This window comes from Paenibacillus sp. J22TS3, assembly GCF_018403205.1.
GTDB lineage: Bacteria > Bacillota > Bacilli > Paenibacillales > Paenibacillaceae > Fontibacillus > Fontibacillus tuaregi.
The window spans coordinates 556,771-570,619 of record NZ_BOSF01000003.1 but is presented as its reverse complement, the minus strand read 5'-3'; the positions used below and the strand labels follow the sequence as shown (position 1 = coordinate 570,619).

Sequence of the window (13,849 nt, the reverse complement as noted above, 5' to 3'; positions counted from 1 at the left end):
ACATAAATTCAACTATTTTATGGAGGCGAGAATATGACATTTGCACGGAAAGCAAGGTCTATTGCAGTGTTAAGCTTGGCGTTGGTTGTCTCTTTATTGGGTTCCTCGTTTCCCGCTATGGCTCAGGAGGGGAGTAATCCCCCTTTTGAAACAGAGGTTATTGTACGAACAGTTAACCAGTTTAAGAACAAGGCGGATGTTCAGAACTTTATTACGCTGTCCAAACGCTACGGCGTTGATGTCATCAGTATGAACGTGAAGCAGGATGAAGATGACGAGGTCCCGTCCGGACGGGTGTTCTATCAGAGCGATATCGCTCCGATTGCACAAGGCTACGAGAATTTCGATGCTCTTCAGGAGGTCATTACAGCAGCCCACGCCGCAGGAATGAAAGTGCATGCCTGGATCCCGCAATTCCATGATCAGGAGGCCTTCCGGAAGCACAAGGAATGGCAGATGCAGGCGCTGGTGGGTGGGGTTCAGACTCCGTTTAAAGGTTCTAACGGCAACGAATACTTCGTCAATCCGATTCATCATGAAGTGCAGCAGTATGAACGCTCCATCATTCAGGAAGTAGTCGAGAATTATGCGGTTGACGGCGTTGTGCTGGACTGGATCCGTTTCGATAATTACAACATGGATGTAAGCGATTATACCGTGGCCAAATATAAGGCGCAATTCGGATACTCACCGCTCAGTATTAATTTCGATGTGGATTCCACTCAGCGGAAGCAGTGGAATGAATGGAGATCAGATCAAATCGGAAAGTATGTAGGCGATATCCGTCAGGATATTTCCCAGTCCTCAAACCCGGATGTGCAGCTTGGTGTCTACATTTTGCCGCCGGAATTTACAGAGGTGGGGCAGAATGTGGCCAAATTTAAAAATTCTATCGACTTTGTCGCCCCTATGGCGTACTTTGATGACTGGGAATTCAACAGTGACTGGGTGTACAGCAAGGCCTACGGTATCCTGAAGGATACGAACGACCGGATCAGTGGCAGCCAAGTAGAAATTGTAGCAACGCTGGATAATGACTGGACTGATGATGAATACCAGGAGATTTACAAGGGAATCCGCGAGAATTATCCTGGTGTGAAACGCCTGTCGTTCTTCTCCTATGGGGCCTGGCCTGAAGCTCAGCTGGCCAAGATCGATGAACGCACGACATGGCCGACACCGGACTGGACACCGCCGGGTGAACATGACTATCCGGCTCAGCTGCCTGCAGGCTGGAAGGCAAGAAATATCGGCTCCAAGCCCGGGAATGTTGTATATAATTCCTCCAATAAGCAATTTACCATGAGCAGTACATCCACGGATATTTGGGGAAGAGCGGATCAGCTGAACTTTGTATATCAGCCTGTGAAAGGGGATTCGGAGATCTTGGTTCAGCTGCGTTCAACAGAACGCATGAACGGCTGGGCCAAGGCTGGCATTATGATTCGGGAGTCGCTGGGGCATGATGCGAAGCACGCGGACATGATGATTACCCCTGAGAATGGGGCAACCTTCCAGTATCGTAAAGAGACCACGGGCAGTACGGTCGACCAGACAGCGGATGCCTCTGCTCCAAGCTGGCTTAAGCTGAGCCGAAAGGGAAATACCTTCACAGGCGCGGTCTCGTCTGACGGGAAACGCTGGAAGACGGTTGGAACCGTTCAGATCCCGATGAGCCGCCAGGTGTATATCGGCATGGCGCTCAGCAATCCGGGAGATGACGCGGGGAATAAGGCCGTATTTGGCAATGTGAAGATCACAAATTAACCTTAATGCGCATGAGGCCAACCCAAATGGATGGCCTCATGTTTGCATGTGCGGTACCAAACGCGTTTAGATAAGAAAACGATGTTGAACAAAGCGATAGGGCCGTTCCTCAAAAGGACGGTCCTTAAAGCTTGTAGTTAAATAGGCATTCTTTTCTCAGAACTCTCAGGGCTAAAATAGTGTTCCAGCTTTCGATATACAAGCGCAAGTATCATTGCTGGAATCGTACATCCAATCATACCAATAAAGGCGTATCTTGGCTCAATCTCGTATAAATAGCCTCCAAAAATGGTAAACACCGCAGTGCTCCAGCTAAGAGCTAGTGCTGAATAGACGCCTTGGGCCTTCGGAATCTGCGCAGGTGGAATGTTTCTTATTAAGTACTTCATGAAGGCATAATGCCCCATAGCAAATGAGCATGCATGCAGGGTTTGAGCAATACTGAACACAACGACATTAGGAAAGGCAAATACTAATATCCAACGTAAGGAAGAACCTAATGCTGCTATGGTGAGCAAGGTGCCTGTCGAGTACTTACCAAGCTTCCGATCTGCAATGGAGAACAGGATGATTTCTGCCACCACGGCAATGTTAATAATGGCGCCTATTAAATATTGGGGGACATGGATTTCCTGCAGATAGAGATAACCATAATTGTAATAAGAAGCATGCGCTGCTTGCAGTAAGATTACGATAATCAGTACCAAACCAAAGTGTTTGATACGGAATAATTTTAATACGCCCCCTTGCTGTACCTGATCTACAGGTGGCTTTGCAGCTAGAATATCAGGCGCACGCATGAAGCCAAGGCATACGAATACCACTATACCAATTAAGAACGCCCATAAAATCACTTGATCTCCAAACATCCCTGTAAAAATAGATAGAATCATGCCTGCCAAGATGAATCCAATCGATCCCCACTGCCGGCTTTTCCCGTAATGTCTTAATTGGTTGCTTTGGACGAGCAGGCCAGCAGCGCTATCCAAGGTAGGCATTAATACCGGGTAGAAGAAGTGAAATACTAATGTAACTACAAGCAAACTGGTAAAGGAGCTTGACGGAATATAAAACAGAATAGCAATCAGCGTGCCGATTCCAGCTCCACATAATAAAGCTTTGCTGCTAAACTTCCCCGATAGAGAGGGGAATGCAACTAATGTGGAAAGGCCTCTTGCAACCAGACCACAGCTCATAATCAGACTGGCCTCAGGAACCGAAATCCCTTTGGTATGAACCATCCATCCCGTCCAATAGGGCAGAAAAATCCCCCATGTGATAAAAAAGCAGAAAAATTGTATACTCATCCAGCGATGTGTGTTCATTTGACTTCCCTCCATGCTTTGCATGCTATCATGGAGATACGAGTATAAAATAGGAGATATCTCAGGTTTTGAGGTGGGAAGATGGAAATCTACAAGGGTGAGAAAAAACGATTGTTGATGGAGAAGAACTCCATTTCACATTTATTTTCTATTCCAGTTGAAGAGTGGGTGGAAGTGCATGAGTACCAACGTGATGAGTGGATTATCCGGGAAGGCACAAGGCCCAATTTTCTGTTCTACGTGATTGAAGGAAAAGCGAAAATCTATGTAACCCATCAAAATGGGAAGGTTTCCTTAATTAATTTTATCAACGCACATGATTACATCGGGGAAATGGAATTATTAAATGAGGTGTACTATACCAAAGGGATTCAAGCCTTAACCAAGACGCTTTGCTTCGCTCTTCCCACTCATCGCTGCCGGACACTATTGATGGAGGATACCAAATTCCTGCGTGAACTAACCAAGTTTTTAAGTATAAAAGCGACATTTATGGCTACAAAGTATTCACAGAGTCTTGCTTTTCCGCTTGAAAACCGGCTTGCAGATTTTATTCTGCAAACCGCGGATGAAGGGATTTATAAGGAGAAACACGTAACGGTGTGTGATTATTTAGGCGTGTCCTACCGTCACTTATTGTATGTGCTAACCCAATTTTGTGATAAAGGGTACTTACAGAAGGAGGGAAGGTATTATCAAATTAAACAATATCACTCCTTATATGAACTTGCAGAGGTGTTAGGAGTAAGTCATTAAGGCGAAGTATCCGGCATGTGGATACGATCTTGACAATCCAGCAGTATCCAAGTAATGTGAGATTAAATTAAAGGCCATGTAACCGAAAGGTTCAACCTCGCTGCAGTGGGGTTGGACCTTTTTTTATTGATTGAATGGAGGAGATCAGGGATGGCAAGGAAGGAACAGCTTCTTAGAAGACTTGATGAAATCGGAGGGTCGCTGGAGCAAAGAGGTGAGGCGCTGCTGTTATTAGGAGTTGGATCGGTCGGGGTAGAAATGGAGCGGATTGATGACTATTCGGATTTAGACTTTTTTGTGATTGTGAAGCCAGGGTATAAACAACAGTATATTGAGCGGCTGGATTGGCTGGAGGAGGTGTGCCCGCTAGCGTATACCTTCCGAAATACGGTGGACGGATACAAGATTCTGTTCGAGGACGGGATCTATGGGGAGTTTGCCGTGTTCGAGGAGGAGGAGATGGAACATATCGCATACTCGGAGGGAAGGATTGTGTGGATAGACCCGCATCTCGCAAATTCGAGGCTTGCAGAGATCGCTAAGGGTGGAAGGAGAACGGAGACACAGCGAAGGGAGGAGCTTGATTTTCCGCTGAACGAGGCTTTGACCAACTTGTACGTGGGACTATGCCGTTATGCTCGGGGAGAGAAGCTCTCCGCGGCCAGGTTCGTGCAGAGTTATGCCGTGGATAACATCCTGTCCGTTCTGCATTTGCTGGAGAAGGAGGAGGCGTACTTCCCGGATGTGTTTGGTGAAGAACGGCGGATGGAAAGAAGATACCCTTCCTTTGCAGCTCAGGTGGGCGATATGATCCTGGGATACGAGCGGACGCCAGAGTCGGCGCTGCATATTCTTCGTTATCTGGAAGAAGCGTATCCCGTTAATACCAGAATGAGCGTGGAAATAAGAAGATTGGCAGACCAGTTAAATCATTCACGCTAGAGGCAGCTTCTAAAGGGATCTTGCTGCTTGGCTTGGTGGAGGTTTTTGACGTAAAACGTCGAATGTATATAGGTGTTTGTTCATTATACAGGGGATTTAGCCTATAAGATGACCGGGGTAGCGCCAAGCTACGCCGGTTATTCCCTATCCTGAACTTCTGTACTTGCTCACTCCATTAAGACAAAAGGGGCAACCAACTATGGCGAGAATTTTGATTATAGAGGATGAAGAATCTATTAGAGAAGAGCTGGAAATTCTGCTGCGAAATGCGGGATACGATGTGATATGTACCGAAAATTTCTCGACTGTGGAATGGGATGTAAGGAACAACCCTGATTTGATATTGCTTGACATCAACCTTCAGGAATACAATGGATTCTCTATATGCACGGCTATCCGCAAGTCTTCGAAAGTTCCTATTATTTTTATAACGGGGAGAAGCAGTTCAATTGACGAGCTGCAGGCATTTACATCAGGGGGCGATGACTACATAACGAAGCCCTATCACCCTACTGTTCTTTTGGCTAGAATCTCTGCTGTATTGAAACGTACAAAAGGTGAGGATCGAGGCGGGGAGCAGACTCTTGTGCATAAGGGGCTTACGCTGGATCAACGCTCCTACAAGTTGGTGTACCGGGGCAATTCGCAGGAATTGTCCAAAAATGAGTTCAAGCTGCTGCATTACCTGTTCCAGCGGAAGGGCGAGGTCGTTCCAAGACTGGATATTATCGAATATCTGTGGGATAACGATGTGTTCATTGATGACAATACGCTCAGTGTGAATGTGACCAGGATCAGAAGCAAGCTGGAGCAGTTAGGGGTAACGGACTTTATCGGGACCAAAAGAGGGGTGGGTTATATAATATGACCTTGGGTGGATATCTGAAAGATAAAATCATCTTGATTCTCCTAAATGGAATAGGCGTATTACTTCTCTCCCTCTATCTGCTGGCAGTTCGGAACAACAGGACAACGGTGCTGCTCATTGCTATCACATGGTCCCTTGTCTATTTGATATGGGCCACGGCCGATTATTGGAGACGCAAGCTTTATTTTGGAAAGATCGATGCATTAATGAAAGAGCTTGATCAGCCCTATCTTGTTCATGAATGTATAGAAAATTCATGGCGTTTAGAAGACCAGCTTTACCGGGAAATCCTCAGGAAATCCAACAAAGCGGTTGTCGAGAGGATCTATCAGCTGGAACATGAGCAGAAGGAGTACCGTGAATTTATCGAAGGCTGGATTCACGAGGTTAAACTTCCTATCACCCAAATACGTCTGGCCTGTCATAATCAAGAGCATAATTACAGCAGGCGCATAGAGAGATATCTGACCGAACTGGATAACGATGTGGAGCAGGCGTTATTCTATGCCCGGTCCGATGAGGTCTATAAAGATTACATAATAAAAGAAACGAAGTTACAGGAAGTTGTATCCAACGTTCTTAAGAAAAATAAGTATCTAATGATACAGAATCAAATGAGTGTCGAAGTGGAGTGTAAGGATACAACCGTATTCTCTGATAGCAAATGGCTGGAGTTTATTCTTGGACAAATTCTGCTCAATGCCATGAAATATAAGAGGGAAGGCGGCGGATTGATTTCTATCTGCAGTATCACAATGAACAGCGGAATCAAACTGACGGTGAGGGATGATGGAATTGGGATACCCGAGGGGGAGAAGAACCGTATTTTTGATAAAGGATTCACTGGCTCCAACGGCCGCAGCAGAGGCAAGTCTACGGGGATTGGCCTATATCTTTGCAGGAAGCTTTGCCTTAAGCTAGGGCTTCAAATCAGCGCACAATCCAGATTGGGGGAATTTACAGAAATCACCTTACTCTTTCCCAAGAACTCGTTTCTTTCAAAACTGAAAGATGGATGAAAGATAACTACATACAATATAGGAATGCTAACAACTATATTTGTGTTATCCGTTGCGAAAGGAATGAGACCTATTGAGTGGATTCATAAGAATTTGTGATGTGGAGAAATATTACGGAACCAAAGCTAACATGACTAAGGTGCTGAATCGAGTTAGCTTCGAAATAAATTCCGGTGAATTTATGGGAATCATGGGCCCATCAGGTTCCGGAAAGACAACTCTGCTGAATATGCTGTCTACAATTGACACGGTGACCTCAGGTCATATTTATTTTGAGAATCAGGATATTACCACTTTGAACGAGGAGAAGCTTGCGCTATTTCGTAAGCATAATCTTGGTTTTGTGTTTCAGGACTTTAATCTTCTGGACACCCTGACGATCGAAGAAAACATCATTCTCGCAATGTCCCTGCAAGGTAAAGAGAAAAAGGAGATTAATGCAAGATCCAGGCAAACGATGGACCAGCTGGGTATTTATCCAATCAAAGATAAATTCCCTTACGAAGTGTCAGGAGGGCAGAAACAGCGCTGCGCCTGTGCCAGGGCGCTGGTAAATGAGCCGAAGCTGATTCTGGCCGATGAACCGACAGGTGCGCTTGATTCCAAATCAGCTACGACGCTGTTGGATACATTTACATCTATGAATGAAAATATGGGTGCAACAATTCTAATGGTTACACATGATGCATTCTCGGCTAGCTATTGCAAGCGTATTTTGTTCCTCAAGGATGGTGAAATATTTCACGAGTTAGTTAGAGGAAACGATACAAGGCGCGTATTTTTAAATAAGATCCTGGATGTTCTTTCCCTCACAGGGGGTGACGTTCCAGATGCTGAGTAGACTCACTCTTCGCAATGTGAAGCGATCCTCGAGAGATTATATCCTATACATCATGACCATGGCGGTGGTGTCTTCACTTATGTTTGCCTTCAATGGCATGATGTTCTCCACAGATATGAAGAATCTCTATCGGGAATTTACCATGTTCATTGCCTTTGTTGCCTTGGCATCATGTTTCATAATATGCATAGTCATTTGGCTCGTTCATTACATGGTTAATTTCATGATGGAGAAACGCAGCAAGGAGTTTGGGACCTATTTGCTACTGGGTATGAAGAAGAAACAAATTGCTTCCAGTTTCCGTAAGGAGAATATGATTCTTGGGTTTATTTCGTTGCTTGCGGGAATAATTCCGGGCATGTTTTTTCAGATTGCGTTTACCAACATCTTTTATTCCATTGTCGATGCAGAGTACTCTATTTCACCTGACTTCAGTCTATGGAATTTGCTGTTGACCTTCGGTTTGTTTCTATTCGCCTATATATTGGCCTTGTTTAGGGTAAAGCGTAAGTTCAAGAAGATGACCATTAACAGCTTGATCTACATGGATAAACAGAACGAGTTCATCAATAACGAGAAAAAAACGTGGAAACGAATATATCTGTTCATCTCTGTAACCTATATTATTATATTTAACGTGGTTGTACTAACCTCCAAATTGAGCAATGGATCGGTGTGGTTTTATATTGCCGGTTTGATTGTGGCCATTTATCTTTTATATATAGGGCTCTCTTCGTTCTTTATCAGCTATATTCAAAAACGGCACAAGGGGATATACAGGGAAGCCAATATTTTTGTTTTTCGGCAGTTGTCTTCAAAAATTAAGACCATGCGCTTCACGATGGGAACCCTGACGATTCTATTTACAACGGCGCTGCTTGCATGGATGGTTGTCATGATGGCCGCGGATTATCAGAATAAAGAATTGGATCGAAGCCTGCCATTTGATGTGCTGGTCTTCAGTGAAGATACAACATATAACTTTAATCATGAGCTAAGCATCATATCTGAGGGTGCCAAGATAGAAGATCAGCACACTTACCGTATCTATGAGAACGGTACAAATACCATTAATCAGGATCTATATGAACATGTAGATGGGGCATGGCAGGGGGCCAACGGCAGCTCCTATTATGGCTACGACACCTATATTGGCCTAAGCGACTATAATTATATCCGGTCCATGCTTGGCTATAAAACAGTAGAGATTGGCAATAACGGTTACTTGATTCAATGTATAGATAGAGTAAAGCCCTTCTTGGAACAGTTAGCCGCAAGCGGTTCTCTAACGGGTAACAACGCTCTGATGTACAAAGGGACGTATACCGACCCCCTTGGTCAAGGTGGAATGAACGGAGCGGATTATCTCATTGTGGTTCCTGATCAATATTTGAAATCCATGCACCCGTATTATTCCTTGTTGGCCGTAAGCTTAGAAGGAAAGGCACCCTCTGATTTGAGCGACCGTCTCCGATCCATTCAACCATTTTCTGATGATTTTGAACAACATAACTCGAAGATCCAACATGGATATGGGAGCAGCAAGCTGCTCAGGCATTCCGGAGTCGTCCAGGTTAGGGATACTGACATTGGGGAAGTAAAATTATCCTTAGTAACCATAGCATTTGTTCTGGCTTATATCGGTATTGTGTTTCTTTGTGCTGCGTTAACGATTCTTGCGGTCCAGCAGCTCAGTGACTCTTCTAAATATCGATTCCGTTATGCTATTCTCAAGCAGCTGGGACTGAGCAGGAAAGAAACGGATCGTGTTGTTCTAAAACAGCTGGCTGTATATTATCTATGTCCGTTCGTGATTTCGATTGTTCTCAGTATGTTCATCGGCATGTTCGCCAGCGAACGGTTTGTTTATTACACAGGCATTCAGGCAGGGATTGTCTCATATTATCTTCTGGCAGTACTGGTGTTTGCGGTGATCTATCTTGTTTATTTCATTGTGACTTATGTGGGTTTCTTGAGAAATATATATGGGGTCAAGGGGTCCGCTTGAAATCTGATGGTACTAAGGGTTCTTGGTGATATAGGAGGGACCAGATGAGATATAAGATGATTTTCAGCGATATCGACGGTACGTTATTAAATTCAAACCATAAAATAACTCCGGGAACCAAGGAGGCCGTTCATAGAAGGAGATGATCCATTGGACAAAATTAGCGAGGGTCGCACAGCCGAAGTATTTGCTCAAGGCCAGGATAAAATATTAAAGCTCTATAGGAACGGATTTCCCATGGAGGCGGTGAAATATGAGTATGAAGTCAATAGGATTGTGGCTTTGCTTGGAATTCCCGCTCCAAGAGCGTACGACTTAATGGACTTTGACCATAAGAAAGGAATTGTGTTTGAACGAATTGAGGGCTCAACCCTGCTTCGTAGGTGTGTTCAATCTCCTAACGAACTCCATCACTTGACCCGGGAGTTTGCCGATTTACATGATCGGATACATAAATATGAACTAGACCTGGAGCATATTGAAGGCTCTCCTGTCTTTCATCAAAAAGTGGTATTGGCCCAGAACATTCAGAACGCTCCCCATCTATCCGAAGAAGTGAAGGAAGCGATCATTGATTATTTGAAAAGCCTGCCGGATGGAAATCGGTTATGCCATGGTGATTTTCACCCGGAGAATGTTCTGATCGGTGAGCGCAACTGGGTAATAGATTGGATGACGGGGATGATTGGCAATCCCGCTGGCGATGTCGCCCGCACTTTGTTATTATTCCGTTTTGGTATGATGCCTGATGAAGCTCCGCATCGCGTTAAAGAGGCATTTGAACAGATGAGGGAAACAATAAGCGAGGTATACTTGGAACAATATCTTTCATCTTCCGGTCTGCAGCGTAATGACATTGATGAGTGGATGCTGCCGATAGCGGCTGCCAGACTGTCGGAATGGATTCCTGACGAAGAGAAGGATCATCTGTTAAACTTTATGGAGAAACGAATGAAGTGACGTTATACAACAGTTAGTTGAGCGAGTATATATGCAAGGGCCATCCACCAAAGGATGGCCTTGAAATTTGCCATTTTGACAGCGCAGATCAAATAGAAGCGGTTGACAGTCCAATATCATTGTGTATAATTAAATTGTGCACAATCATAAATGGAGGTTGACCTCACATGCTGCAACTAAACGAACACCTTTGCTTTTCATTATATGCTTGCTCCCGAGCCATTTCCCGGTTGTATCGACCGCTATTAGAGCAAATGGGAATTACCTATCCCCAGTATCTTGTGCTGTTATCCCTCTGGGAAGGTGATGAGCGAACGGTTAAGGAATTAGGGGAACAGTTAGACCTCGATTCAGGCACCTTGACGCCGCTGCTGAAGCGGATGGAAGCAAACGAACTGATTCGGAGAGTGCGATCGGCGGAAGATGAGAGGGTCGTCTTGGTCCTGCTCACAGAGAAAGGGTTGGCCCTTAAAGGAGAAGCCGATTGTATCCCATCCGCGCTCCTGTCAGCCAGTGGAATGTCTACCCAGGAAGTCTCGGAATTAAACAAAACCATCAAAGCGTTGGCGGACAAAGTCGTTCAGCTCAGCGGCAAATAATCCATTGGAGGTGTGACCATGCAGACAACGACTTTAACTTCAGCGTTAGAGAAGGTCACTTCAGCGAACCCGTTTGAAGTGCAGGCTATACACCAACGTGTCATCCAGCAGCTTCAAGAGGAAGGTAACGCGACAGGACTGTCGGTCGGGACGAAGGCCAAGGACTTTGAACTGCCAGATTCACTTGGAAACCCAATTAATTTAGCTGATGAATTGGCGAAAGGTCCCGTTGTCCTTACCTTTTACAGAGGAGGCTGGTGCCCTTACTGCAATCGGCAATTAAGAGCTTACCAGGAGATTCTCCCCGATATTCAGGCGCTAGGCGCTCAGCTTATCGCAATCAGTCCGCAATTGCCGGATTATACGCTGTCTGATCAAGAAAAAGATGAGCTGTCCTTTAAGGTTCTCAGCGATCCTAAGGGAATCGTTGCCGCTAAATATAAACTATTATATGAAGTGCCCGGCTATCTGAAAAGCTTATACTTAAGCCATAATATTGATCTTCACGAGTACAATGGGACGGATCATTGGCTGCTTCCGGTGACGGGAACTTTTATGATTGACGAACACTCCGTTATCCGTTCCGCATACGTGAATCCCGACTTTACCAAGAGGATGGAGCCGGAGGATATTCTCTGGGAGCTGCGCAAGTTGTAATCCTTTTTTTTGTCCATATTGGTTTTGCACAACTTAATTTTATACAATTAATCACATTAGAGGAGAATGAAAACCATGACCAAAAAAATTATTCTTGAACCCGCTGCACAACAATTCGTTGAGGCTACTGCGAATCCGCCCTACTTATTCCATCTTGGACCTGAGAAGGGAAGAGTTACGGTAGACGAAGTTCAATCGGGAGATGTCGAGAAACAGGATGTAGACATAGAAGAGCTCAGCATCCCAGGCGGACCAAGCGGTCAAGTGTCCGTTCGGATCCTGCGTCCGAAGAACACGGCGGGACAATTGCTCAAGACTGTTTTGTACATACACGGCGCAGGATGGGTGTTCGGCAATGCCCATACCCATGACCGGCTGATCCGCGAGCTGGCGGTTAGAAGCGGGTCCGCTATCGTATTTCCCAACTACAGCTTGTCTCCCGAAGCCAAGTATCCGACGGCCCTTGAAGAAATCTATGCTGTACTGCAATGGATCGCTTCCTCTGGCAGGGATCATGGCCTGAATTCAGACCATATCTCCATCGGGGGCGATAGCGTCGGCGGCAATATGACAGCGGCTATCACGTTGATGGCTAAGGAAAGAAAAGGCCCCGAGATCAAACGTCAGCTGCTGTTCTATCCGGTTACGGACGCCGGAATGGATACGGACTCGTACCATGAATTCGCCGAAGGATACTTCCTTCGCCGTGATGGGATGGCTTGGTTCTGGGAACAGTATATCAACAAACCGGAAGAGATGAATGAAATCTATACCTCTCCTCTGAGAGCTTCCGTCGACCAGCTTCGCGATCTCCCTCCGGCTCTCGTCATTACGGCTGAAGCCGACGTGCTTCGAGATGAAGGCGAGGCCTACGGGAATAAGCTGCGGGAGGCTGGTGTGGAAGTCACGACGGTGCGCTATCAAGGAATCATTCATGATTTCGTCATGCTGAATGCTTTGGCGGATACATTAGCCGCCCGCGGTGCGACGGCATTAGCTGGCGCTTGGCTGAAAGACGGATTTCAATAATACTCAAAAACCGGGATGCCTTAACTGGCGAATCCCGTTTTCGATTCAAACCCAATGGTTGGGGTTTCTTCCCTGAAATGATAAAATCAGATTATCAGCTAACGTTAACTTGTTTAATGTGGCAAAAGGTGATTGTATCAATGGAGAGGAGATCTTCAATGCGATCGATTGAACACGAGTACTAAGTCCTATCTCCTTATGCACGTGGCCCACCGGATTGGATCTGTAAATGAAGTAATATTCAGTTTGCAGATCACATTATTGGAGGGACTTATAGATGAGAAGAGAAGATAAACAATTTGAATATTTGATCGGGCAGGCGAGCCATCCGTTCTCAGGATGGGATTTTTCTTATATTGTGGAAACGGGGCGAATGAATAGCGACTGCTTGGCATGGTCTTACGGAAGTATGGCGATCCCGCTCATGCAGGAAGCCGGGTCCATGCTCGATATGGGAACCGGCGGTGGTGAGCTGTTATCGAGGTTGAGACCGTGGCCGAAATCCGTTTGCGCAACCGAGGGCTATCTGCCGAATTTGTCCGTTGCCAGGGAACGACTGGAGCCGCTGGGTGTGAATGTCCATCCTGTCCAGGATGACGAGCAGCTTCCTTTTGAGACCGGCCAGTTCGATCTGGTGCTGAACAAGCACGAATCATATTCGCCGCGGGAGGTTCGGCGGGTGCTCGCAGGTGGCGGCTACTTCCTTACTCAACAGTCGGGAGGCACGGATTGTCACGAGATCAACGAACGATTCGGCGTACCGTTAAACCGTGAATTTGCGGAGTGGAAGCTCGAGGCTGCCGTGAAGGGAGTGCGGGAGAATCAATTTGAAGTGGTGAAACAGTCTGAGCAGTTTGTTAGTCAACGATTCTATGATGTCGGCGCTTTGGTTTATTATTTGAATGCCATTCCGTGGCAGGTCCCGGAATTCGAAGTCGATAAATACAGAGATGAGCTGTACAGCATACATCAGCTTATTAAGCAGCAGGGTTATTTTGAAGTGACCCAGCACCGGTTCATCTTTCTGGCCAGAGCGTTGTGTTAGCGTATGGACTGAGTCGAGTCTCATTGTTGCAGA

The 13,849-nt window shown here is 45.7% G+C and carries 14 protein-coding genes; 13 read left to right on the top strand and 1 reads right to left on the bottom strand.

All coding sequences use genetic code 11. From position 1 onward, the window contains the following. Positions 1-33: 33 nt before the first annotated feature. The gene (locus KJS63_RS12310) at positions 34-1,767 is read left to right on the top strand and encodes a family 10 glycosylhydrolase (RefSeq protein ID WP_213619396.1); all 1,734 of its coding nucleotides are present in this window, start codon (positions 34-36) and stop codon (positions 1,765-1,767) included. Positions 1,768-1,904: 137 nt separating this feature from the next. On the opposite strand, the gene KJS63_RS12305 is transcribed toward KJS63_RS12310, so the two are convergent. Beyond that, on the bottom strand, positions 1,905-3,092 hold the full coding sequence (locus tag KJS63_RS12305) for an MFS transporter (protein ID WP_213619395.1): 1,188 nt from the start codon (positions 3,090-3,092) through the stop codon (positions 1,905-1,907). 81 nt (positions 3,093-3,173) lie between these two features. Between KJS63_RS12305 and yeiL the strand changes: the two genes are divergently transcribed. The 12 genes from yeiL (at position 3,174) to KJS63_RS12245 (ending at position 13,816) form a co-directional block, all read left to right on the top strand. Next, positions 3,174-3,848 (top strand): transcriptional regulator YeiL, encoded by a 675-nt coding sequence (gene yeiL, locus KJS63_RS12300; RefSeq protein WP_213619394.1) that lies wholly within the window; start codon positions 3,174-3,176, stop codon positions 3,846-3,848. Positions 3,849-3,998: 150 nt separating this feature from the next. Further along, positions 3,999-4,790 carry a hypothetical protein gene (locus KJS63_RS12295; RefSeq protein ID WP_213619393.1) on the top strand — a complete coding sequence of 264 codons (792 nt, stop codon included), beginning with the start codon at positions 3,999-4,001 and terminating at the stop codon, positions 4,788-4,790. 199 nt (positions 4,791-4,989) lie between these two features. Then, a complete protein-coding gene (locus KJS63_RS12290) occupies positions 4,990-5,658 on the top strand; it encodes a response regulator transcription factor (RefSeq protein WP_068621311.1) in 669 nt (222 codons plus the stop codon). Then, a complete protein-coding gene (locus KJS63_RS12285; RefSeq protein WP_244862583.1) occupies positions 5,655-6,677 on the top strand; it encodes a sensor histidine kinase in 1,023 nt (340 codons plus the stop codon). The genes KJS63_RS12290 and KJS63_RS12285 overlap by 4 nt, the downstream gene beginning before the upstream one ends. Positions 6,678-6,750: 73 nt before the next feature. Then, positions 6,751-7,518 (top strand): ABC transporter ATP-binding protein, encoded by a 768-nt coding sequence (locus KJS63_RS12280; RefSeq protein WP_374706280.1) that lies wholly within the window; start codon positions 6,751-6,753, stop codon positions 7,516-7,518. Continuing rightward, complete coding sequence (locus tag KJS63_RS12275) at positions 7,508-9,526, top strand: ABC transporter permease (protein ID WP_213619391.1); 2,019 nt, start codon at positions 7,508-7,510, stop codon at positions 9,524-9,526. Before KJS63_RS12280 ends, KJS63_RS12275 begins: the two co-directional genes overlap by 11 nt. Before the next feature lie 44 nt (positions 9,527-9,570). Further along, positions 9,571-9,672, top strand: coding sequence for an HAD family hydrolase (locus KJS63_RS12270; RefSeq protein WP_213619390.1), 102 nt, complete (start codon positions 9,571-9,573; stop codon positions 9,670-9,672). Positions 9,673-9,676: 4 nt separating this feature from the next. Next, entirely contained in the window at positions 9,677-10,486 is an 810-nt protein-coding gene (locus KJS63_RS12265) for a phosphotransferase family protein (RefSeq protein ID WP_213619389.1), read from the top strand. A 167-nt stretch (positions 10,487-10,653) separates the two neighbouring features. Next, positions 10,654-11,085, top strand: a complete 432-nt coding sequence (locus tag KJS63_RS12260; protein ID WP_213619388.1) for a MarR family winged helix-turn-helix transcriptional regulator — start codon at positions 10,654-10,656, stop codon at positions 11,083-11,085. 18 nt (positions 11,086-11,103) lie between these two features. Continuing rightward, complete coding sequence (locus KJS63_RS12255; RefSeq protein WP_213619387.1) at positions 11,104-11,742, top strand: peroxiredoxin-like family protein; 639 nt, start codon at positions 11,104-11,106, stop codon at positions 11,740-11,742. Positions 11,743-11,817: 75 nt separating this feature from the next. After that, complete coding sequence (locus KJS63_RS12250; RefSeq protein ID WP_213619386.1) at positions 11,818-12,771, top strand: alpha/beta hydrolase; 954 nt, start codon at positions 11,818-11,820, stop codon at positions 12,769-12,771. A gap of 277 nt (positions 12,772-13,048) precedes the next feature. After that, positions 13,049-13,816 carry a class I SAM-dependent methyltransferase gene (locus KJS63_RS12245; protein ID WP_213619385.1) on the top strand — a complete coding sequence of 256 codons (768 nt, stop codon included), beginning with the start codon at positions 13,049-13,051 and terminating at the stop codon, positions 13,814-13,816. Positions 13,817-13,849 lie beyond the last annotated feature (33 nt).